The organism is Nocardioides sp. (assembly GCF_004803405.1).
Lineage (GTDB): Bacteria > Actinomycetota > Actinomycetes > Propionibacteriales > Nocardioidaceae > Nocardioides > Nocardioides vastitatis.
The window spans coordinates 63,688-84,098 of record NZ_SSXI01000089.1 but is presented as its reverse complement, the minus strand read 5'-3'; the positions used below and the strand labels follow the sequence as shown (position 1 = coordinate 84,098).

Below are 20,411 nucleotides of genomic sequence, written 5' to 3'. Positions count from 1 at the left end.
GAGCACCCGCACTCGAGCAAGAAGGAGCTCGGCCACGCGCGCGAGCACCTCAACGCCTGCTACTCCCACGGCTCCGGCGAATATGGAACGCCGTGGCGCAGGTCGAGGCGATGGCTGAGCGTCGTTACGGCGTCCCCAGCGCCGAGGAGCACCGCCAGCTGGTGGAGCCGAGCGAGGACCGCGAGGACCTCGAGGAGCCGGCGACTGCCGCCCGCGGCCGCGCGGCCGAGGACCGTGCTGTCGCGTCGAAGACGCCGGCGCACGATGTTGTGGAGAGGCAGCAGACATGGACGAAGCCGACGCGTGGAACTTTGACGAAACGGCCGTCCCCCACGCATTCAGTCAGAATTCGACCGGCACCGTCGCTGGGTGACGCGTGTCGGTGGTGGCCGGCGCCAGCTCCTCGAAGAGGGAGATCTGCAGCGCCGCGGGCGCCTCGAGCCGGGAGTTGAGGGAGTTCCAGGGCGTGACGGTCGGAGGCGCGATCAGCTCGGCACCCCCGGACACCAGCTCCTGGGTCACCCCGTCGGCGTCCGCCACCTCGAAGGCGACCCGGAGCCGGGGCGCCACCCGCCGGCCCACCTCGATCTCGTCGATCATCGCGACCTGCGCCGGGTTGGAGAGCTCGAGAGTGGCCCGACCCATCTGCAGGATGGTCACGCGTTCGCCGTCCGGCCCGTCGACGGCGAGCTCCTCCGGTGCGCCGAGCACGTCGCGGTAGAACGCGACCGCCTGCTCGTAGTCCGCAGCCTCCACGACCAGTCGCATCTGGAGCACCCGCTGCTCGGCCTGGCTCATCGTTCCTCCTCGTGGTTGCCGATCGAGTCGGCATCCTGTCAGGCGGGTGTGATGTTCTGGTTCAGCCGGAAGAAGTTGGTCGGGTCATAGGCCCGCTTGAGCGTCTTCAGGCGGTCGTACTTGTCGGCCCCGTAGGCCTGCCGGACCCGCTCCTCCCCCTCCTCCATCAGGAAGTTCACATACACACTCGTGTGGTGTGGCTCGAGTGCGGTCCAGTAGTCGCGGGCCCACTGGCGCTCGGCCTCGAAGCCGTCCGCCGTCATGCTGTTGCCGTTGATGTTGAAGGTGAAGCCGGCCTGGCGACCGTTGAACGCGGTCGCCGACTCTTCGGCCCGGGCGATGGCGCCTCCCATCTGCCACAGGGCGATGCTGGTGATCGGCGAGACGATCCGGCTGCCGTGCTCGGCGACGACGTCGATCACCTCGTCGTCGAGCGCCGCGACGTCGCAGGCCCGGAAGTAGTAGTGCCAGCCATGGGGGAAGGATGCGTCGAACGTCTGCTGGTGGGTGAGGTAGGGCTTCGGTTGGCACAGGTCGAGCACCGGCGTCCCGAAGTTCTTGAGCGGCTGCACGACCCGCTCGCCGTCTTCGACCGGTCCCGCGTAGCACGCGGTGATGGCTACGACGTGCTGGCCCACAAGCTCCGGTGGGATGACCGGGAGGTTCGGGACCCGTCGCTGTACGACGATCGTCATCAGCTCGTCGGGGCAGTCGGCGATCCAGTCGCGGTAGAAGCGGAGCACCTCCGGCGCGTCCTTCATCGGCCAGAAGACCGGCCCCGCCACGACGTACGGACCGATCGGCACCAAGCGGAACTCGAAGTCGGTGACGATGCCGAAATTGCCGCCACCGCCCCGGACACCCCAGAAGAGGTCGGCGTTGTGGTCCTCGCTGGCGGTCACGAACTCGCCGTCGGCGGTGACGACGTCGACGGACTGGAGGTGGTCGATCGTGAGGCCGTGCTTGCGCTGGATCCAGCCGAGCCCGCCGCCCAGGGTGAGGCCGGCGACGCCGGTGTGGGTGACGATGCCGGACGGTACGGCGAGGCCGAACTCCTGCGTCTCGTGGTCCAGCTCACCGAGCAGCGTGCCCGCCTGCACCCGAGCCGTGCCCGCGTCGGGGTCGACCCGGATCCCCTTCATCGGCCCCAGGTCGATCAGCATGCCGTCGTCGCACACCGAGAGGCCCGGAAAGCTGTGCCCACCGCCACGCACCGCCACCAGCAGCTCCCGCTCGCGGGCGAACCGGACCGCGGCGCGCACGTCTGCGACGCCCGCACACCGCGCGATCAGCCCGGGACGGCGATCGATCGAGCCGTTCCACACCTTGCGGTGCTGGTCGTAGCCCGCGTCCGCCGGGCGGACCAGCTCGCCCCGGAAGCTCGCGCGCAGCTCGTCGACGGCCGCCGCGTCCAGCTCGGTGTCGCTGGTCAGTGAGCTCATCACCAGACCTCCTGGGTCCCCCGCCCTTCAGAGTCCCACGGCCTCGGCGCGGCGGCAATGGTCAAGGGCATCGTCCAGGGCCAGGTCAGGAGAGCCGCTTCACCCGCCAGAACGCCAGTGCGGACAGGGCCAGCGCGCCCAGCAGCATCACGCCGGTCTCCCGCCACTGCAGCGGCCAGTAGTTGCCGGCGGGATGGCTGGTGACCTCCTGTCGATAGCCCTCGTCGGCGAGCAGGTCGAAGCAGGCCTGCACGGCGGTGTCCGGCTCGGCCGTTTCCGTCCCGGGCCGAGCAGGCAGGCATTCGACGACCCACGACGGCAGCGAGGTGGCGATCTCGCCGCTCGCGTCCACCGTCTCGGAGGAGAGCAGCCACGAACCAGCGCCGGCGATCGAGATCTCCAACCTGTCGATCGGTTTGTCCGGTCCCTCACCCACGATCGCGATCAGGTTGTCGGCCGAGAAGGCGACCGTCTCCCGCTCGGGTTCCGCCAGCGCGGGCCGCACCCAGTTGGGCAGCACGATTTGGATCAGCACGTAGACGACCAGCGTGACCGCGATCGCCGGGACGGTACGCCGCAGTACCGCGCATGCGGCGACACCGAGCGCGAACGCGAAGGCGGCATAGCCGATCGGTGCGATCCCACGGGAGCCGAGCATCTCCGGCACGATCCGGGCCAGCTCGAAGATCGAGCCGTTGGTCTCGTGACCGGCGGCGACCGCCTCGTCGATCGGACGCGCCCACCAGGTCATGGCGAGGCTGACGAGGGCGCCGGCCGCCATGGTTCCGAGCATGCCGAGGCCGAGCTTCGTGGTCAGCCAGCGCAGTCGGGTGATGCTCTGCGTCCAGATCAGCCGGTGGGTGCCGGCCTCGAGTTCGCGGGCGACCATCGCGCTCCCCAGAAGGCGCCGATCACGCCCGGCACGGCGTAGATGGTCAGCACGCCGACCACATAGAGGGTCCGGTCGAACCGGTCGGCGCCGATCTGGTCGAGGAACGTTGCCGCGCTGTCGCGGTAGGCATCGGCGAGTCCGCCGCCGGTGAGCGCGAGTGTCAGCGCGAGCGCGAGCAGGGCGGGGTACACCACGAGGGCCGGCACCGGAACTGCCGCCAGGTCAGCCAGATCACGGCAGTACCTCGAGTGCGGCGCGGCGGCTGCGATCGACGGTCTTCGAACCGCTCATGTAGGCGAGGACGAGGTCTTCCAGGTTGAGCTCGGCGACACTCCACGAGGGGTCGAGCACCGGGCCGTCGCTCCGCACGGGGAGGCTGGTCTGCCGGTCGGTGTGGCTGGCCGAGATCACGTGGTGCTCAGGGGGAAGGTTCACCGGGTCGCGCCGGGCGCCGGTGAGCCCGGTGATGCGTCGCCAGCAGCTCGTCGATCTCGCCGACGACCTGCACCCGCGAGTCGACCAGCACCACCAGGTGGTCGCAGACCCGCTCCAGGGCTACTGACGGAAGCCGGACAGTCCGGCCAGTCAGCGTCGCGGAGTGCCGCGCCATGGCGACCGCGGGCGGTTGACGTCCTGCCGGTCGCGCGCTGCTCCCTGCGACGTGGTCGGCGCCGGGGTGCTCTCGTCGGTGTCGATCGGGATCTCCAGGCGGGAGACGATCCGGAAGCGCAGGTCGCGGGCGGGGCTGTCGTCCAAGGGCTTCTCGGCGACGATCGCGCGGGTGGCGGCGCCGACGTCGTGACCGTGCTCGTGGGCCTGCTGCAGCATCGCTGCGGTGGCCGGCCAGTCGCTCTGCTCGAGCAGGCGCGGGTCGAGCTCGCGGGCCAGCGGCGCCCATCGCTCGGCGGGCGCTTTGTCGGCTGCGGCCGAGAGTCGGGCTCGGACCTCGCTGCTCTTGTGCAGCTCGGCCAGTGCAGCCTTCCGCGGGTCGGCATCCCATGTCTTGACCGCGTCGCGCAGGTCCCGGTGGGCCTGCCTCTGGGAGAGCTGCAGCCGTGCGCGCACTTGGTCGACGCCTGGCTCCCAGGCCGGGCTGGGACGGGCCGAGATAACCCGCATGGCGGCCACCCGCGCCTGCTCGGCGCCGAGGTTGTCGAGGCGTTCGGTGAGGAGGTGGTCGCCCAGGGACCGGAATGCGGGCTGGCCGGTGGCCACCGCGGCGGTGAGCGCGGCCGGGCCGCGCTGAGCGAGCAGGTCGGCGGGGTCGAGTCCGTCGGGGAACCGGGCGTAGCCGGGGTCCAGGCCGTGCGGGGTGAGCATCCAGAAGTCGCGCTCGGCCGCGACCTGGCCGGCCAGGTCGGCATCGGTGGCCACGATCGGGTCGCGGCCGACGGCGGCCAGCTGCGCGGCCTGCTCATCGGTCAGGGACGTGCCGAGCGGGGCCACGCCGAGGTAGAGGCCGGCGCTGGAGATCGTGACGGCGACCGCGTCCATCGGGCCCTCGACGATCACCGGGACGGCGCCCTCGGCGAGCATCTCGTCGACGACACCGAACAGCAGCGCGCCCTTGTGGAACAGCGGGGTGTCGGCGGTGTTGAGGTACTTCGGTCCGGCCTTGTCGTCGTCGGTGAGGTCGGGGCGGCGGCGGCCGACGAAGCCGAGCACCTCGCCCTGGTGGATCACCGGGAACACCACGCGGTCGCGGAACCGGTCGATGAGGCGGCCGGTCCGGGTCTCTACAGCGACTCCGGTGGCGATCATCTCGGCGTCGCTGATGCCGCGGCCGCGGAGGTGGTCGACCAGGTTGGTCCACCCGGCCGGAGCATGACCGGGGCGGAACCGCTCGTCGCCGGCGAGGTCGACGCCGAACCGGCCGGTGAGGTAGTCGCGGCCGCACGAGTCGGTGAACCGGGACTCGAAGAAGGTCTGCGTGAGCTCGTTGATCTCGACCATGCGCTCACGCGTGACGGGGGAGGAGTGCCACTCGTCGGCGCGCTGGTACATGAGCCGGATATCGGCGTCGGTGGGCTCCAGCCGGGTGCCGCCGAGGTCGCGGATGTAGGCGGCCAGCGTGAGGTCACTCTCGATGTACTGGTCCTCGTCGACCACGTCGTTCGCACCGACCACGTCCTCCTCGAGCGCGTCGACCTGGTGCTCGTCGCCCAGGTCGACGGGGGGCTCGAGGTCCGTGTCGGGGTCCTCAGCAAGCGGCCACGGGATGTCGTCGGACTGGTCGACGAACATCGCCTGGTCGGGCTCGATGCCCTCCCACAGGTCCGCGGGCGGCTCCTCGAGGTCGTACTCGTGCGCGTGCTCGTCGGGAGCGGTCTCGAGTGCGAACGAGGTCCGCCAGACCAGTGCCTGGCACTCGTCGACGCCCTCCCAGCCATCGCTCGGCAGCGCGCGGCCGGCGCCCAACAGGGCCTCGACCTGCCAGCCACGCTGTAGGCCGTGGTCGACGTTGGAGACCAGCGCCGGCCACCAGGTGCTGGCCTGGATGCTCGCGGCCCGCTCGGGACCGAACAGGTCCGCGAGCCGCGGCGCCCAGTCGGTGGTGACGCTCTCGCCGTGGGAGCCGTCGCCGATCTGGGCGGCGACCGCGGGTGTGAGGAGGCGGGCCATGCGCCACCAGAGCGCGGCCGCGGCGAGCTCGTCGGGCAGCGCGCCCGCCGGGTGATCGGGTGCGGCGGCGGTGCGCAGCAGCTCGTGAGCCGTGACGCCGGCGCGAGACATCGCGGCCAGCCGCTCGGCCAGGAGCGGGGTGAACTCGTCGTCGCGGACCTGCGGGGCGAGCGAGTAGAGCAGCTGACGCCATTCCTTGAGCGCCGGCGTGTGGTCACCGGTGACGGCCCGGTTGAGGCGCCGCTGCCACGTCGCCGACGCCTTCTGGAGCTGCGGTGCGCCGGTCGGGCGCCGGTCGTCGGCGGGGACCTGCATGGCTGCGCGCCAGACCTCGACGTCGGCCACCGTGGCGGCCTCGGGGCGGATGCCGTTCTGCGCCCACACCGGCAGCGAGGACTGCTCGGCGGCGCGGGTGTGGACCTGCTCGGCGAGCTGCTCGACCAGGTGCGCCCGCTGGGAGAGGTAGGCACCCCAGTGCGGGTCCTCGGCCAGACGTGCCGGGATCCCGGGCATCCACGGGAGCGGGCCGGCGCCCGCGTTGCGCAGCCCGGAGGCGTCGAGGCGCCAGTCCAGGACCGCGGCCCGGTCGCGTGCGCTCTCCAGCTCCCGGTCACAGGCGGCGGCCCGGAGCGCTTCGACGGGGTTCTCGCCGGCCGCGCCGAGCAGCAGCAGGTGGGCGCGCAGGGTGGGCCAGGCGGCCTCATCGGACAGCCCGGGAGTCAGTGTCTCGACGGTGGTGTCCAGCGCGTCGACCATGTTGACCGTGGTGCCGTCGACGCCGGTCGTGGTCTCGTGGTGCAGCAGGTCCTCGGCTGCGACGTAGAGGCTGTCGAGGTAGCGCTGGGAGGCCTCGCCGAGCCGGGTGGCCGGGTCGGCCCGCTCGCGGATCAGGCTGGTCGCGGAGCGCTGGGCGTCGTCGCGGGCCAGCATCGACTCGAGGATGTCGGTGGGGGTGAGCGGCCGGACCAGGGTCGGGTGGATTACCGAGTGCGGGTCGCCGTCGCCGACGACCTCGAGGTAGACGTGGTTGGCGTGCGCGCCGCGGGTCATCATCGTGTAGAGCTGCTGGCGCGACTCGGTGCCGGTGGCCAGGCCGTGCATCGTGTCGGCGGTGACGCCCTGGGCGGTGTGCACGGTGCACGCGTAGCCGAGCTCGGTGGCCTTGGCGACATAGTCGCTCGGCAGTCGCACGGTGCGGCCGTGCTGGGTGTGCTGGACGGTCAGGTCGCCGCCGTCGTGGATCTCCAGGACGGTCCAGCGGTCGCCGTTCTTGACCCAGTCGGTGGCCGAGGTACGCAGCCGGCGGTCGTTCTCGCGGGTGATGATCAGCTCGCCGATCGACGCCTCGTTGCCGTCGGCGAGCCGCCGCACCGGGCCACTGCTGGCCCGATGGTTGGGGTCGGCCGGGTCGATCTCGTGCTGCTGGGCGAGGCGGTGGGCGCGGGCCTGCTGGTTCAGCTCGCTGACCAGGTCGCGGGTCGGGGCGAGCATGATCGAGTCCAGGCCGGCGGCCCGGTCGGCCTGCCAGGCGGCGAAGACCTCCTCGGTCATGGTGGCCAGGTCGCCGACGTGGACCCGGTCGCGGTCGAGGTAGAAGCCGAGCGCCTCGCTCTTGCCCTCGCGCAGGGCCAGCGACGCGGCGCCCTCGGCGGGGTCCTTGAACCGGACCAGCTCGGTCAGCTGGAGCGCGCCGTGGGTGGCGCGGATGTCGCGCAGCACGCCGCCGGCGCCGATCGCGGCCAGCTGCTGGTCGTCACCGATCAGGCGGACGCTGCCGCCGCGCTCGAGGATGTAGGAGACCGCGGCGTCCAGGGAGAGGGTGTCGGCCATGCCCGCCTCGTCGATGACGACGAGCGTCGAGGAGTCGATGCCGGCCACCCAGTCCGGCATCGCGGCACCCGTCTGCCGGGCCTGCTCGAGGGAGTGCGTGAGCTTGGCCAGGGTGTCGGTCTGGGTGTCGATCTGGGAGCGCAGGGCGTCCGCGGCTGCCGCCGAGGGAGCGATGCCGATGATGGTGCCGCCGCCGTCGCTCCACGCGCTGGCCAGGGCTCGCATCGCGGTGGTCTTGCCCGATCCGGCGGGGGCGATCGCCAGCTGGAGCCGGGCGCCGGAAGTGGCCATCTCCCGCACCAGCGTGGCCTGTCCGGCGTTGAGGGTGATGCCGTTGGCGGTCGACTCCAGCAGCGCCAGGTCGACCGAGGACGCCTCGACGGCATACCCGTCATGGCGGCCGGCGGCGTCGACCAGGCGCTGTTCGGCGGCCACTACCTTGCTCGAGGTGAACAGGTCGGCCCCGGCCTGGGTGTAGACCGAGGACCCGTCTGTGCGGCGCAGCTGGACCGGCTCGCTGATGGTGTCCCAGGGGCGGGCCATGCTCACCGAGTGGCCGTCGAGGACCTCGCTGACCAGCAGGTCGACCACCTGGGAGACCTGGTTGGTGGGCACGTTGGCGGCCCGGACCTGCCGCTGGGCCTCGGCGTAGACGTGCCAGTACTGCCACGTGCTCCGGCCGCCTTCCATCGTGGCCACGATGCGGTCGGTGGTCTTGGCGAACCAGGCCGAGTCGGCCAGGGAGCGGGCCGCGCCCTTCGGGTTGAGGGCGCCGTGCACCATCTGCTTGACCCGCTGCGGGGTGCCGAGCACCTCGACCGCCTCGCGGTTCCAGGCCTCGCGCTGCTCGGCCAGCGAGCGGGGCTCGTGCTTGGACTCGCGAGTCTCCAGCGTCGCCTGCTGGGACAGCTGGATGGTCTCGACCGGGGTCGGGGGACGGCCGTGGGTGGCCTGGAACGCCGCCGCGAGGACCTTGCGGCGGTCCTCGACGTTGATTCGGCGCTTGGAGAACCGGCGGTTCAGCTCGGGGTCGACGCCGACGATCTCACGCACCGGCCGCTTGCGGGCGTCCTCGTTCGGGCGCTCCTCGAACCGGACGCCGAGGGCGTCGACCAGGTGCCGCTCGAGCGCGGTGTTGTAGGTCTCCGAGGCTGAGACGACCGCCTTGTGCAGCGGTCGGCCGTCGATGGCCAGCCACTTGCCGTCGAGGGTCTGGACCTTGTTCGCCACGGCGACGTGGGTGTGCAGGTCAGGGTCGCCGGCGCGGGAGTCGCGGTGGGTGAACGCCGTGGCGACCAGGCCGCGGACGTCGACCTGGCGGACGCCGTTGGTGCCCCGGCGGGTGAACAGTGCCTTGGACTCGATGAAGTCCAGCGCGTCCTTGATCGCCGCCTGGTGGCAGCGTTCGATCACTGCGGCGGTCTTCGGGTCGGAGATCGCCCACAGCACCGAGACGCTCTTGACCGGGGAGAAGGTCAGGTCGTAGCCGGCTACCGCGTTGGTCTTCGGGCGGGAGTGCTTGGCGATCGTGGCCGCCAGCTCACGGGCGTCGGCCGGGTCGCGGCCGTGCTCGGCGCGGAAGAACTCACGGCCCACCTCGGTACGGATTCTGGCGCGCTCTGCGGCGGGGACGGGGTAGTCGCCGGGGTGCCCAGCGGCCTCATTCCATTCACAGAATCGCTTGGCGACCTCGATCCGGAACGGGCTGATGTCGTTGTCGTAGACCTTGTACGGGGTGCCGAGCCGGACCGCGGTCTTGTAGTCCGCATCGGTCGGCCGCTCGGCCTCGTCGCGGCCGATCCGCAGGTCCAGCTCCTTGGTCCGCTGGGTGGCCAGCGGGTGGTGCCCGGAGCCGAACAGGCTCTGCATGTGGTCGACGGTGACGACGTCGCCGGCATCGAGTCCCTCGATGCCCTCCATGCCCCAGCCGACCCACACGCCGGGGGTCTCGCCCTTCTCGGTGTAGTAGCTCGCCAGGCCTCTGTGGCCCTTGTCGGTGGCGTCCATCGCAGCGACCTGGCGGGTCAGGTAGTCGTACCCCGACCCCGCCGTCAGCTTGTGGAGGCTCATCGTCACGGTCACCTACGTGCGCACGCGCGCGGCAGGCGATCACTTTCGGCCAGATTTCTACTCAGTTCTTTCTATTCGGCGAACCGAGAATGGGCCTCTATGTCCAGCGTCCTCGGACGCGGGTTCGGGAGTAGCCTCAAGCGCAGGTGGATGCGGTGCGAACGCTTCAGTGAAGAGCAGGACGGGGGCTGGAAGTTCTGCCACGCCGCTGGCCCGTTCAGGCCGTTAGTCGTGCCTCGTTTGCGGCGCCCGCATCCACCGCCAGCGTCTCCCGACGATGCTCGTTGGTGCTCGTCAGTTCTGGTAGGTCGGTGACGTTGAAGGCGCGGGCCTCGACACGCATGCGGCGGTAGACGACGTCGGAGAGTCGTCGCTTCAGGCAGCGCAGTGCTTCCCGTCGGGTCTTGCCCTGGGCTCGTTTGGCTTCGTAGTAGCGGCGGCCTTCGGTGTCGGCGCGGATCTGGGTGATGGCGATCGTGTAGAGCGCGCGGTTGAGCTGGCGGTTCCCGCCGGGGTTGAAGCGGTGCCGCACCGTGCGCCCTGACGATGCGGGGATGGGCGCGGTGCCGTTGGCTGCGGCGAACGTGTCGCGGGTGGGATAGCGGCGTACGTCGACGACCTCGGCGATGAACCGAGCGGCGATCAGCGGGCCGATGCCGTACTCCTCGGTCAACGTGGTGCCGGTGTCCTCGACCAGTCCGGCGATGGTCTTGCGCAGCTCTTGAGCTTCGGTGTCGATGGCGAGGATCCGCTCGAGCCGGCGGCGGGAGAGGTCGGCACGAACTGCGCCGGCGCCGGTGATATGGGCCAGCAGGTCGATGGCCTGGTGGATCCGGACCTTGGTGGTCAGCGAGCCGATCTGGTGCTGGTAGCCCGGGAGCAGGCCGGCGAGTTCGGCGTGGACGCGGTTGGCCAGGGCGGTGCGTTCAGCGATCAGCTCGTCGCGGTAGTCCAGCAGTGCCCGCATGTCCGCGGCCGGCCCGACCGTCAGCCGGACGGGTGGGAGTCCGGGTTCGCGGGCGGTGATCCGGGCGATGGCTAGCGCGTCGACGGGGTCGGTCTTGCCCTGGCCGGGCTTGCCGCGGCGCTCGCGTGAGGTCATCAACGTGGGCACCTCGACCACGGCAAGGTCCTGGTCAGGGTGCTCCAATGCGAGGTGAACGGCCACGGCGCGGCCGTAGGCACCGGAGCCCTCGATGCCGACTCGCTGCACCTGATGGTCGGCAAGCAGAGCGGTGAGCTCGGCGAATCCAGTGTTGGTGTTCGGGAGTTCGAGGGAAGCGAGCGCGCGGCCGGCGTGGTCGATGACCGCGACCGCGAGCGTGTCCTTGTGAGTGTCGATGCCGGCGTACAAGAAGCGGTGCCTTTCGCTAACGGATGCCTGAGGTCCGCGGGGTCGGCGACGCGCAAGCATCTGCAGAACAACCGGTGGTTCTGGTGGTTCTCATGCCTCTATCGGGCGTCACCGCCGACCGGGGGGACGCCGCCGGGAGGCAACCATTCTGAGAGCCACCACCCCCGCGTAGAACGGGGGAGGGGCAGCAAGAGGTAGAGCCTTCCCGGCGGCGCTGCGGCCCCGCAGGGGGTTTATGACGGACGAAACTCTGCCGCAGATGCAAGAGGTGTGTGGCACTTGGGAGTTCGCGCAAATCTGGGGGGACGCTGAGGGGCGTCGGTGACGGCTGGGGCATCGGGCTCGGATCGGGTGGGCTGGATGGGTCAGGAGCGGGTTTGAAGGTTTCTGCGGTTCGCTGAGCGCTCGGGGTCGGGCAAATGTCGTAGGTGACTGTCAGCGTCCATGTCGACACGAGTGAGGACCGGATGAGTCAGCAGACGATCAAGCAGCAGGCGCGGCGTACGGCGCGGGAGATGGCAGACAAGCGGCGGCGCGAACGCGAGAAGCGGGAGCGTCGGGTGATCGACCTGGCCGAGCGGGTCATGGTCGCGATCGGTGAGCGCGACGCGGCGGTGGCCGAGACCGAGAATCGCGCCGGTGAGGCGTTGCGGGAGTTGACCGAGCGCGAGGGCCTGTCCCTGGGTGAGGCCGTCGAGTGGTGCGGCGAGACGATCACGGTGCGCGAGGCGACGCGGCTGCGGCGGCTCGCCAGTGAGCCGCAGGCAGACGACAACGGCGAGCAGTGCGGCGACCGCGACGGCGCGCAGGGCGGCGACGGTGCGGCTCTGGCGACCGCTGGGAGTCGGGGAGCGGGTGCCTGCTCGTCGGCTGGATGACGCCGGCCTCGCGCCGGTCGCGGCAGTGATGACCGATCTGCCCGGTGCTCGCGCCGTACCGGGCGAAGGGGTGTTAGCCGCTGCAGCTCGACCCGGGCGGACGAGACCAGGGGAGTGATCAGGTGACGAGCCAGACCACGATCCCGGTCGGGATCTACTGGAATCCCCGCGTTTGGGACCTCGCACGATCGGCCTACATCGCAGACCTGGACACCGACGCCGACTCACCCGGCTCGTTCGTCGGCTGGATCGCCCAGGCGCTCGAGCTCCACGCCCGGCGCTCACCGCAGCAGCGGGCAGAGCTCGCGGCCGCGGGTGAGAAGCGTCCCGCCCTGGTCAGCGTGACCCGCAAGAGCTTCAACAAGAAGCACGACCTGCCCGCCGCGACCATCGAGGCGGTCGAGGACGCGCTCGTGGCCGACCGTCAAGAGCTCGGCCGGATGCTCGCCCGCTCAGCGTTCGCCCAAGAGGCAGTGATCGCCGCGGCCGAGGACGCCCGCCGGCGGCTGGGCCGCGACCTGCCGCCGCCACCGCAGAAGCTCAGCAACCGACCGCTGCGGCGTCGCCGGACCCGGTAGCCCGCGAGAGCGACGCCGGCAGTTGTGTCAGCGCCTCGACCAGCGTGGTTCCCAGCGCCCCGATCCGGTACCCGAGAGCCGGTCGGGGCGCTTCTACGTCCCCTGGGTGATCTCCCGCTGCGCCGCCCGCCGAGCTCGAGCGGTGGAAACGACTTCGGCCGATGTGATCGCTGCGAGGAAGCCATGTCCACCATCGTCACCTTCGCCGGCAACCTGGCCGAGGCGCCGGAGGCGCACCACACCCGGGAGAACAACAAGCCGTTCGTCACCTGCCGCGTCCTGGTCAACCGCCGGTTCCAGAACGACCAGGGGGAGTGGGTCAGCGACGAGCCCACCGCCTGCAACGTCAAGATCTTTGGCTCGGCCGCCACCCGCGTACATGACAGCTGCGGATCCGGTGACCCGATCTTCGTCCACAGCCTCGAGCGCACCGAGAGCTGGCCGGACAAGGAGACCGGGGAGAAGCGCACCAAGGACGTCGTGGTCGTCGACAACCGCTTCGGCGAGGTCGGCATCCCGCTCAAGTACGTGCCCGCGCGCATCGACCGCGCCCCGCACGCGGCCCAGGCCAGCTGAGGAGGTTCGCTCCGATGGATCTCGTCGTTCAATCCCCGGACGAGCTGCTCGCCGCGGTGCCGCACGTCCTCGGCTTCAAGCCCGAGGAGTCGATCGTCCTGGTGCCCTTCCGGCCCGGGCTGCCGATCACCCGCGTCGACCTGCCCCGGACCGCCGCCGATCGCCAGGAGGTCTGGGACGCCCTCAGTGGCCCGTACGGACGCCACGCCCGGCCCGGTGCCCGCCTGGCCATCATCTGCATCACCGAGGACCGCCCCAGCGCCGAGCTCGCCAGCCAGCACCTGTCCAACCGTCTCCAGGACATCGGCATCACCACCCACATCAGGCTGTGGTCCGACGGCGAGCGCTGGCGCGAGTTCAACACCGGCCAGACCGGGCTTCAGACCCCGTCGACCGCTGAGCGGATCGCGGCCGCGACCGTGCTCACCGGCGCCGTCCAGCCGTCCGCCAGCCGCGAGTCCCTGGCCGCCTCCATGGTCGGCGACCGCGAGCCCATCGCCCAGCTGCTCCCCGCGGCTCGAGCAGCGGCCGCGGTCAACACACCCGCTGCGGAGCGGGACTGGGCACTGGACCGGGTCAGGCTGTTCCACGCCGACGGCAACCGGCTCTCCGACGTCGACGGCGCGCGGATGCTCGTGGCCCTGGAGACGATCAGCACCCGGGACGCGCTCTGGGAGGACATGAGTCGGGAGAACTCCACCTCCCACATGGCCATCTGGACCGACCTCACCCGCCGCGGCCCTGACGAGGTCCGCGCGGCGCCGGCCTCCATGCTTGGCTTCGCCAGCTGGCTGCACGGCGACGGCGCCAAGGCCTGGTGCGCTCTGGACCAGGTACCCGCCGACCGGCCCTACTCCATGGCCGCCATCGTCGCCTCGGCCTTGCAGGACGGCATCCACCCCCGCGAGTGGGACCGATACCAGACCCAGATGCGGGATCTCGCCGCCGAGCTGGACGAGTCCTTCGTTCCTAAGTCGCCCGGCCAACAGCGCGACATCCCGGGCACGCAGCCCGTGACCGACCGCCCGGCCCCGGGCCGCTGAGAAGGGACCCGCGATGAACCACGACAAAGACACCCCGGTGCAGCACAGCGCCACCGAGCGGCAGCTGCGCCGCCTGGTCGCGCCCGAGCCCGCGGCCTACGCCCCCGACAAGCGCCTGGACATCATCCACGAACCCGACCTCGACCCGCTGTGGAAGGGGTAGGAATGAGCGTCCCGAGCGCCGAGGTCAACGACGCCGACAAACTGGCCCGCGTCACGCAGATCAAGATGTCACCTATCCGTGCAGCAGACCCCTTTCCTATGTGGCGAGACAAGCCTTTCCTATGTCCTGAACCATCACACTGCCCCCGCTACAAGAAAGTAGCCCGTGACCTGCGGAAACGCAGATCAGGGGCCACTCGCCATTTAAGCCATTCCGGCTTGTGTCGCGCTCTGTGACCCAGAAACCCCTCTGGGTGCTTGGCGTGAGGAGCTTCCGCATGCGCAGCGGTGGACGGTCGGGCGCGAGGCCCTGCCGCCTGGATTCAGTTAGATTGCGGGCGGCTTTCTAGGCGACCGGCCGAGATGACCGCGTGGGGGAGTGCCACCGGTTGCGAAGCATCGTGGGCCGCGCATGACGTGCTCCTACGCGGCGGAAGGCCCTTCGTTCCGCTGCCGACTCCAGAAGGGCCACTGGATCGAAGAACGAGGTGACTTCGGCGATGGCGAGCTCGCTATCGCTGAAGTGATGGGCCACGCATCCGACGCCGACACCGACGTCGACATCGGCCATAGGCATCTTCCCCGGCGAATGACGGACGAGAACGCCACCTCGTTCAAGTGCCCGAGACGTCCCGGGCCGGGCGCTGCGCGAATACCGGACGGGGTCCGCCACGCCCTCGGCATCGAGCCCTCGAAGCCGCGCGAGACCGAAGAATTGCAAGCCCTTGACAACATGTGACAGCCCCGCGATGGTGTTCGCAGTCACATTCCTGAGCTCGGGGGTTCGCACGTGTACGAGATCGAACTAGATGTGTTTTCCGGGCGGCCCAACCCCCGATGGGTTCTAGCACCAAAGGAAGCTGCGGAATTCACCCAGCGGGTGCGCGACGGCTCGACCCCGACGGTCCCAGTCGACGCGAGCGAGGGCATCCTCGGATATCGCGGGTTCATCGTACGCGCCTCAGGGACCGAGGCTGAGTCGCTTGGAGGCACTGGGCACGCGATCGCCTTCCGAGTGCGGTCCGGCGTTCCCGGCGCCAGTACCGACCCGAGCGCCGAGCAGTTTCTTCTGCAGGGTGTGGCGGGACCCGGCGGCCTGACGGATGCTGAGGCATCGGCAGTGTCCGAGCAGGTGCAGTGGGACATGGCGCAGACCGGCAGCCTTGACCAAGCTGACCTGGCCGCAGCTGGTGTGTGCAGTCTGTACTACACCAGTTGGGATGACTTCTCGTTTTGGAACGGAACCCGAAAGCCTGACAACAATTGCTACAACTACGCCGCGAACTACGCGAGCAACACGTTCGCTCAGCCTGGCAAACAGGGCGGGCAGGTCTTCACTGCGCTGACTGTCTCGGCAATCAAGGCCGCAATGCAGCGCGACGGCTGGGTGCTCTCCTGCGACACCGGTAACCTGCGGGTTGCCTTGGTGATCTGGCCTGGCGTCGACTATCACTTCTATCGAAAGAACCTCAACGATGCCGGCGGCAGTCGGTGGTGTCACAAGCCCGGACGGACTAATGCGAGGAACAGAGACAACTCCGGGAACTACATCACGAACCCGGAGAACTGTGACAGGGGGCCCTACACGACTTGGGGTGGTGGTCACGTGTTCAGCAATGGCGTCCGCTCTCGCACGGTCCGCTAACCGAAGCCCTACCAGCCAGGATCTAGGTGGATGATGTCCGAAATCAGTCGCAGGTCAATGCTCGCCGGCATCGGGGGTCTCGGCGCCTTCACAGTCGGACTCGGCTCGGTGGGCACGGCGACCGCCGCGCAAAGTCCAGACGTGACGACCGAGGAATGGCTGCTGGGCACGCTAGGCGCATCGTCTGCGCTGGGCGGAACGGCACAAAGCATTCAGAGCGAACTGCCCGCGTCCACGTCCTGACAGTCGGTGCACTTCCGGGTCCTCGCGAACTTTCGGCGCGGCGTCGCCACAACATCGCATGCCCCGACGTCTAAGTAGACGTGATCATGACTTCCTCGGAGCGGGTCAGCGAGATCGTCGCCGAACTTGCGTCCACGCGTGGGCAAGACCTCATCACGCTCGCCTACCTGCTCACCGGCGACGGCGATGAGGCGGAAGACATCGTCCAAGCGGTCCTCGCGCGACTTCTCGGATCGTCATCCATCGCTCGCGCTACGAACCCCTTCGCGTACGCAAAGCGCGCAGTGACGAACGAGTTCCTGGACCGAAGAAGACGGCTTCAACGACGCGCTCGGGCGCTAGTCATCCTCCGAAGCGAGCCGGCGACCATTGGCTCGGTCGATACGCCAATCGCAGAACGAGACGCTCTGTTGCGGGCGTTTGCAGTACTCAAGACCCGAGAACGCGCCTGCATTGTCCTGCGCTACTACGGCGACTGGGACGACGCATCGATCGCCGCGGCCATCGGCAGTGCACCTGCCACCGTGCGCAGTCTGGTGTCCCGTGCCCTGCCGCGTCTCCGCGCTGCCCTCGAGCAATCGGAGGCCGCCTCCACGCCGGCTTCCAGCACAGAAGGTGACCAATGACCATCAAAGACGACCAACTGATTATTCGCAGCCTCGGCAAGTTGGCGCAACACGCGCCGCGTTACGGCGGATTCTCTGGAGCCACGCCGAGCCCGAGGAGGAGCAGGTATCTGACGCCACTCCTCGCCAGCACCTGCGTTGTCGCGATCACGGTCGCCCTCGGTATTCTGTCGTCACGGGGCGACTCTAGGGACGTCCCAAGCGCCACGTCGCCAAGTGCTCCTGCCAGTTCTTCGAACGACCCGTCATCCGGAACAACGGAGGAGGTTCCGATGAGACTTGAGGGAGCGGCATCCTGGCCTCATCTGCCGGTTCTCAACTGCGCGGCATGGGCCCCGACGGGCGACGACTCTGTCGTTCAACTCGAAAGTTTGGACGACACTTGCATCACCAAGGCGCCGCGGTCCTCGACGACAGTTCTCGTCGCCCCCTATGAGGGCAGTGCACTGTTCGGGGCCGAGTGGGACGAGGTGACGACGCCGTGGCGGGTGTTTGGTGGACACCAACTCAGCCGACTTTCATCGGGGCCGTTGATGGAGATGAGTTCTCGCGTCGTCGACGCCATCACGTGCGCATCCTGCGATCAGGTCATTGTCGTGCTTGGACCCGACCCCTCGACCGTGCGCGGGCTCATCGAGAGTGTGACCGGCTAGGCCGCTGAGCACGCGGCGAGTAGATTCTTAGAGATCCGTTGTAACGCAGACATCGTCTAGAAGGAGTCTGAGAGGCCACACACTGGCCGTGACCGAGCGCCGAATCTCTGGATCAGCGGTCTCAAATTGGAATCCGGCTCAACGAGGTCATCGCCCTCACCGCCGGCGACCTCGACCTGGACGCCGGCCTCGTCACCATCCGGCACGGGAAGGGCGGCCGCGGTCGTGTCATCCCCATCGGCCCCGCCACGGACGCCGCGATCTGCAGCTACCTCGCGGACCGAAAGGCACAGCGCCACGCCGACCGGCCCGAGCTCTGGCTCGGCGAACGCGGGCGCGGACTCGCCGCCGACGCGCTCTACCGCTCCTTGCGCCGACGCGCCGAACGAGCCGGCATCGACGGGTTCCGTCCGCATCGACTCCGCCACACCGCCCCCACCGCTGGCTGGCCGCCGGCGGATTCGAATCCGGCCTGATGGCCCTGGCCGGCTGGACCCGCGTCGAGATGCTCATCCGCTACACCCGAGCCAACGCCGGCGAACGCGCTGCCATCGAGGCCCGCCGTCTCAACCTCGGAGACCTCTGATCCGGTGAGTTGCGGGCGCTCGTGACGTGACGGCTCAGCGACGGCCGAAGAGTCTGCTGAGGAGTCCGCCGCCGGTGCGCTCAGCCTTGGGGTGGCCGGGGCACCAGTGTCCGGCGGGCACGCCGGTCTTGACCTGGGTGACGTGTTGGCCGCATCCGGCCCAGGTTGTCTTGCCGCAGGTCTTGCATCGGGTTGCTCGGCACATGGTCGTTCTCCTTCGAGTGGGTAGGTGAATCAGTCGTGGGCGAAGGTGATGTTGGGCAGCACCTTCTTGAGCCAGGCGGGGGTGTACCAGGCGGCCTTGCCGGTCAGGCGCAGCATTACGGGCAAGAGCACGAGGCGGACCAGGGCTGCGTCGAGCAGGACGGCGACGCCGAGCACGATGCCCATCTCCTTGGGCGGCAGCGGCCCGGAGAGGGCGAAGGTGAAGAAGACGGCGACCATGACGGCGCCGGCGGCGAAGATGACGCGGCCGGAGTGGGCCAGTGATCCGACCATCGCCTCCTTCGGGTCTCCGGAGCGTTCGTAGTGCTCCTTGGCGGAGGCGAGGAGGAAGACGGTGTAGTCCATGGCGATGGCGAAGATCATCGCGAAGAAAAACATCGGCGCCCACGCGTTGAGGAACCCTTGGGACTCGAAGCCGAGGAGGTCAGCGCCGTACCCCTCCTGGAAGACCAGTCGGGCGACACCGAAGGCGGCTGCGGTGGAGAGCAGGCTGGCCAGGGTGCCGAGCAGGGCGATCAGTGGCGCCTGGAGCGCGAGGAGCAGGAGCAGGAAGCCGAGTGCCAGCACCACGCCGATCACCAGGGGGGTGGACTCGTCGAGCTGGGCCTTGAGATCGAGGTTCTCCACCGCGGCCCCGCCGACGAGCGCGGACTCGGGAAGGTCTGCGCGAAGCCGGTCGACAGTCTGGGCGAGCTCGGGGTCGGAGGGGTCGACGGTGGGGACCGCTTGGATCATCGCGTAGCCGGAGTCGTCCCCGGCGGGCATGGGTGGCATTGCTGCGGTGATGCCCTCGTCGCCCGCGAGCACCTCGGCCGCAGCGTCCGCGTCGGCCCGGTCGATCACGATCTGCAGGGTGCCGGGGCCGCCTTCGCCGAACTTGTCCTGGACGATGTCGTACCCGATCCGGGCGGAGGCGTCCTCGGGAAGCACCTTGATGGACGGCATCGCGGTCTTCAGCCCCAGGATGGGCGCGGCCAGGACGAGCAGGATGACCAGGGAGGCCATGCCCCAGGCAATGGGGCCTTTCCAGAGTCGCTCGGCCCAGGCGGCGAACCTCGGCGAGCGGTGTTCCCCGGTGTGGACCCAGGGCAGGGCGAACTTGTTGATTTTGTTGTCCAGCTTGAACAGCACCAGCGGGAGCAGGGTCAGGGTCGCGCCGAGGACGAAGACCACCGAGAGCATGATGCCGCCGGCCATCGATCGGAACGATGGTGAGGGCACGAGCATCACCGCGGAGAGCGAGACCAGCACGGTGAGGCCGGAGAGGAGTACGGCCTTGCCGGCGGTGCCCATGGTCTCGGCGATCGCCTGCTTCCTGGACTCGTGTGCCCCCATGCGGGCGGCGCGGTAGCGGACGACGAGGAAGAGCGCGTAGTCGATGCCGAGAGCGAGGGCGAACATCATCGCGAAGTTCATCGCCCAGATCGAGACCGGGACGAGCTCGTTGATCAGCACCAGGGAGCCGGCGGAGGCGACCAACCCGGCCAGGGTGAGGATCAGCGGCAGGCCGGCGGCGACCAGGGCGCCGAAGGCGAGCACGAGGATGGCCATCGTGACCGGCCAGGAGACCATCTCGGACTTGAGCATCGCGTCGAGGTTGGCCTCGTTGAAGTCCGACCAGAGCAGCGAGGAGCCCGTGGGGTTGACCTGCACTCCTTCGACCGAGAGGTCCTGGAGCGGCTGCTTGAGGTCGGTGGCGACCCTGACCATCTCGTTGGTGTCGCCGCCGGCACCGGCGAGAACGATGGCGGTGCTGCCGTCCTGGCTGAGGGTGGCGCCGGGCATCGGGGCAACGACGTCAGCGATCCGGTGCTCTTCTTGGAGCATCTGGGTCACCTCGGCGAGAACCTTCGCGCCTTCGCCCTCGGTGACGGGGCCGTCCGAGGACTGGACGACGACCTGGATGGCGGAGCTGGCGTTGCCGCCGAAGTGCTCCCGGGCCAGTTCGCGGGCAGCGACGGACTCGGAACCGTCAGCCTGCCAGCCGGCACCGGAGAGGTTGTGCTCGACCTGCGGGGCGAAGGCGCCGAGGCCGATGATGAGCAGCAGCCACACTCCGGTGACGAGCTTGGCGTGATCGGTGACCCAGATGCCGAGCCGACCCAGTGGGCCGGTCTTGAAGCCGGGCGAGAGCCCGGGGTCCGTGTCGTGCTTGCGGGCGAGGCGGCGGGTGGCCGTCGACGTCATG

General features: G+C 69.5%; 20 protein-coding genes. 11 read left to right on the top strand and 9 right to left on the bottom strand.

Features of this window, described 5'->3' with window-relative positions; all coding sequences use genetic code 11:
• Window positions 1-59: 59 nt before the first annotated feature.
• The 8 genes from E7Z54_RS06495 to E7Z54_RS06460 form a co-directional block, all read right to left on the bottom strand.
• On the bottom strand, window positions 60-263 hold the full coding sequence (locus E7Z54_RS06495; RefSeq protein ID WP_136432185.1) for a hypothetical protein: 204 nt from the start codon (window positions 261-263) through the stop codon (window positions 60-62).
• Between the two features lie 79 nt (window positions 264-342).
• Window positions 343-798 (bottom strand): VOC family protein, encoded by a 456-nt coding sequence (locus E7Z54_RS06490; protein WP_136432184.1) that lies wholly within the window; start codon window positions 796-798, stop codon window positions 343-345.
• Window positions 799-836: 38 nt separating this feature from the next.
• Entirely contained in the window at window positions 837-2,240 is a 1,404-nt protein-coding gene (locus E7Z54_RS06485) for an FAD-binding oxidoreductase (protein ID WP_136432183.1), read from the bottom strand.
• Window positions 2,241-2,325: 85 nt separating this feature from the next.
• Entirely contained in the window at window positions 2,326-3,129 is an 804-nt protein-coding gene (locus E7Z54_RS06480) for an ABC transporter permease (RefSeq protein WP_136432182.1), read from the bottom strand.
• On the bottom strand, window positions 3,090-3,338 hold the full coding sequence (locus tag E7Z54_RS06475; protein ID WP_136432181.1) for a hypothetical protein: 249 nt from the start codon (window positions 3,336-3,338) through the stop codon (window positions 3,090-3,092). Before E7Z54_RS06475 ends, E7Z54_RS06480 begins: the two co-directional genes overlap by 40 nt.
• A gap of 25 nt (window positions 3,339-3,363) precedes the next feature.
• Complete coding sequence (locus E7Z54_RS06470) at window positions 3,364-3,567, bottom strand: hypothetical protein (RefSeq protein ID WP_136432180.1); 204 nt, start codon at window positions 3,565-3,567, stop codon at window positions 3,364-3,366.
• 150 nt (window positions 3,568-3,717) lie between these two features.
• Window positions 3,718-9,654, bottom strand: coding sequence for a MobF family relaxase (gene mobF / locus E7Z54_RS06465; RefSeq protein ID WP_136432179.1), 5,937 nt, complete (start codon window positions 9,652-9,654; stop codon window positions 3,718-3,720).
• 217 nt (window positions 9,655-9,871) lie between these two features.
• Window positions 9,872-11,008 (bottom strand): IS110 family transposase, encoded by a 1,137-nt coding sequence (locus E7Z54_RS06460; RefSeq protein WP_206056044.1) that lies wholly within the window; start codon window positions 11,006-11,008, stop codon window positions 9,872-9,874.
• A 467-nt stretch (window positions 11,009-11,475) separates the two neighbouring features.
• Between E7Z54_RS06460 and E7Z54_RS06455 the strand changes: the two genes are divergently transcribed.
• From E7Z54_RS06455 to E7Z54_RS24350, 11 genes are all read left to right on the top strand, one after another.
• Entirely contained in the window at window positions 11,476-11,886 is a 411-nt protein-coding gene (locus E7Z54_RS06455) for a hypothetical protein (RefSeq protein ID WP_240769547.1), read from the top strand.
• A gap of 122 nt (window positions 11,887-12,008) precedes the next feature.
• Window positions 12,009-12,464, top strand: a complete 456-nt coding sequence (locus E7Z54_RS06450) for a hypothetical protein (RefSeq protein WP_136432177.1) — start codon at window positions 12,009-12,011, stop codon at window positions 12,462-12,464.
• A gap of 183 nt (window positions 12,465-12,647) precedes the next feature.
• A complete protein-coding gene (locus E7Z54_RS06445; protein ID WP_136432176.1) occupies window positions 12,648-13,040 on the top strand; it encodes a single-stranded DNA-binding protein in 393 nt (130 codons plus the stop codon).
• A gap of 14 nt (window positions 13,041-13,054) precedes the next feature.
• A complete protein-coding gene (locus E7Z54_RS06440; RefSeq protein WP_136432175.1) occupies window positions 13,055-14,083 on the top strand; it encodes a DUF4192 domain-containing protein in 1,029 nt (342 codons plus the stop codon).
• Between the two features lie 13 nt (window positions 14,084-14,096).
• The gene (locus E7Z54_RS23005) at window positions 14,097-14,246 is read left to right on the top strand and encodes a hypothetical protein (protein WP_168798199.1); all 150 of its coding nucleotides are present in this window, start codon (window positions 14,097-14,099) and stop codon (window positions 14,244-14,246) included.
• Between the two features lie 411 nt (window positions 14,247-14,657).
• Window positions 14,658-14,984: a hypothetical protein gene (locus E7Z54_RS23000; protein WP_168798198.1), complete on the top strand. Its 327-nt coding sequence runs from the start codon at window positions 14,658-14,660 to the stop codon at window positions 14,982-14,984.
• Between the two features lie 51 nt (window positions 14,985-15,035).
• The gene (locus E7Z54_RS06435) at window positions 15,036-15,890 is read left to right on the top strand and encodes a hypothetical protein (protein WP_136432174.1); all 855 of its coding nucleotides are present in this window, start codon (window positions 15,036-15,038) and stop codon (window positions 15,888-15,890) included.
• Between the two features lie 30 nt (window positions 15,891-15,920).
• On the top strand, window positions 15,921-16,133 hold the full coding sequence (locus E7Z54_RS06430; RefSeq protein WP_136432173.1) for a hypothetical protein: 213 nt from the start codon (window positions 15,921-15,923) through the stop codon (window positions 16,131-16,133).
• An 86-nt stretch (window positions 16,134-16,219) separates the two neighbouring features.
• Complete coding sequence (locus tag E7Z54_RS06425; RefSeq protein WP_136432172.1) at window positions 16,220-16,759, top strand: sigma-70 family RNA polymerase sigma factor; 540 nt, start codon at window positions 16,220-16,222, stop codon at window positions 16,757-16,759.
• A gap of 272 nt (window positions 16,760-17,031) precedes the next feature.
• Window positions 17,032-17,412, top strand: a complete 381-nt coding sequence (locus E7Z54_RS06420; protein WP_136432171.1) for a hypothetical protein — start codon at window positions 17,032-17,034, stop codon at window positions 17,410-17,412.
• Window positions 17,413-17,519: 107 nt separating this feature from the next.
• Window positions 17,520-17,888: a tyrosine-type recombinase/integrase gene (locus E7Z54_RS24350; protein WP_206056046.1), complete on the top strand. Its 369-nt coding sequence runs from the start codon at window positions 17,520-17,522 to the stop codon at window positions 17,886-17,888.
• A gap of 344 nt (window positions 17,889-18,232) precedes the next feature.
• Here E7Z54_RS24350 and E7Z54_RS06410 read toward each other — a convergent pair whose 3' ends face one another.
• On the bottom strand, window positions 18,233-20,410 hold the full coding sequence (locus tag E7Z54_RS06410; protein ID WP_136432170.1) for an MMPL family transporter: 2,178 nt from the start codon (window positions 20,408-20,410) through the stop codon (window positions 18,233-18,235).
• Window position 20,411 lies beyond the last annotated feature (1 nt).

What these genes read in the sequence shown, in the direction of transcription:
- E7Z54_RS06490 (WP_136432184.1), bottom strand. Translation starts at nt 798, where the DNA reads ATGAGCCAGGCCGAGCAGCGGGTGCTCCAGATGCGACTGGTCGTGGAG.
- E7Z54_RS06485 (WP_136432183.1), bottom strand. Translation starts at nt 2,240, where the DNA reads ATGAGCTCACTGACCAGCGACACCGAGCTGGACGCGGCGGCCGTCGAC.
- E7Z54_RS06480 (WP_136432182.1), bottom strand. Translation starts at nt 3,129, where the DNA reads ATGGTCGCCCGCGAACTCGAGGCCGGCACCCACCGGCTGATCTGGACG.
- mobF (WP_136432179.1), bottom strand. Translation starts at nt 9,654, where the DNA reads ATGAGCCTCCACAAGCTGACGGCGGGGTCGGGGTACGACTACCTGACC.
- E7Z54_RS06455 (WP_240769547.1), top strand. Translation starts at nt 11,476, where the DNA reads ATGAGTCAGCAGACGATCAAGCAGCAGGCGCGGCGTACGGCGCGGGAG.
- E7Z54_RS06445 (WP_136432176.1), top strand. Translation starts at nt 12,648, where the DNA reads ATGTCCACCATCGTCACCTTCGCCGGCAACCTGGCCGAGGCGCCGGAG.
- E7Z54_RS06440 (WP_136432175.1), top strand. Translation starts at nt 13,055, where the DNA reads ATGGATCTCGTCGTTCAATCCCCGGACGAGCTGCTCGCCGCGGTGCCG.
- E7Z54_RS23005 (WP_168798199.1), top strand. Translation starts at nt 14,097, where the DNA reads ATGAACCACGACAAAGACACCCCGGTGCAGCACAGCGCCACCGAGCGG.
- E7Z54_RS23000 (WP_168798198.1), top strand. Translation starts at nt 14,658, where the DNA reads ATGACGTGCTCCTACGCGGCGGAAGGCCCTTCGTTCCGCTGCCGACTC.
- E7Z54_RS06430 (WP_136432173.1), top strand. Translation starts at nt 15,921, where the DNA reads ATGATGTCCGAAATCAGTCGCAGGTCAATGCTCGCCGGCATCGGGGGT.
- E7Z54_RS06425 (WP_136432172.1), top strand. Translation starts at nt 16,220, where the DNA reads ATGACTTCCTCGGAGCGGGTCAGCGAGATCGTCGCCGAACTTGCGTCC.
- E7Z54_RS06420 (WP_136432171.1), top strand. Translation starts at nt 17,032, where the DNA reads ATGAGACTTGAGGGAGCGGCATCCTGGCCTCATCTGCCGGTTCTCAAC.
- E7Z54_RS06410 (WP_136432170.1), bottom strand. Translation starts at nt 20,410, where the DNA reads ATGACGTCGACGGCCACCCGCCGCCTCGCCCGCAAGCACGACACGGAC.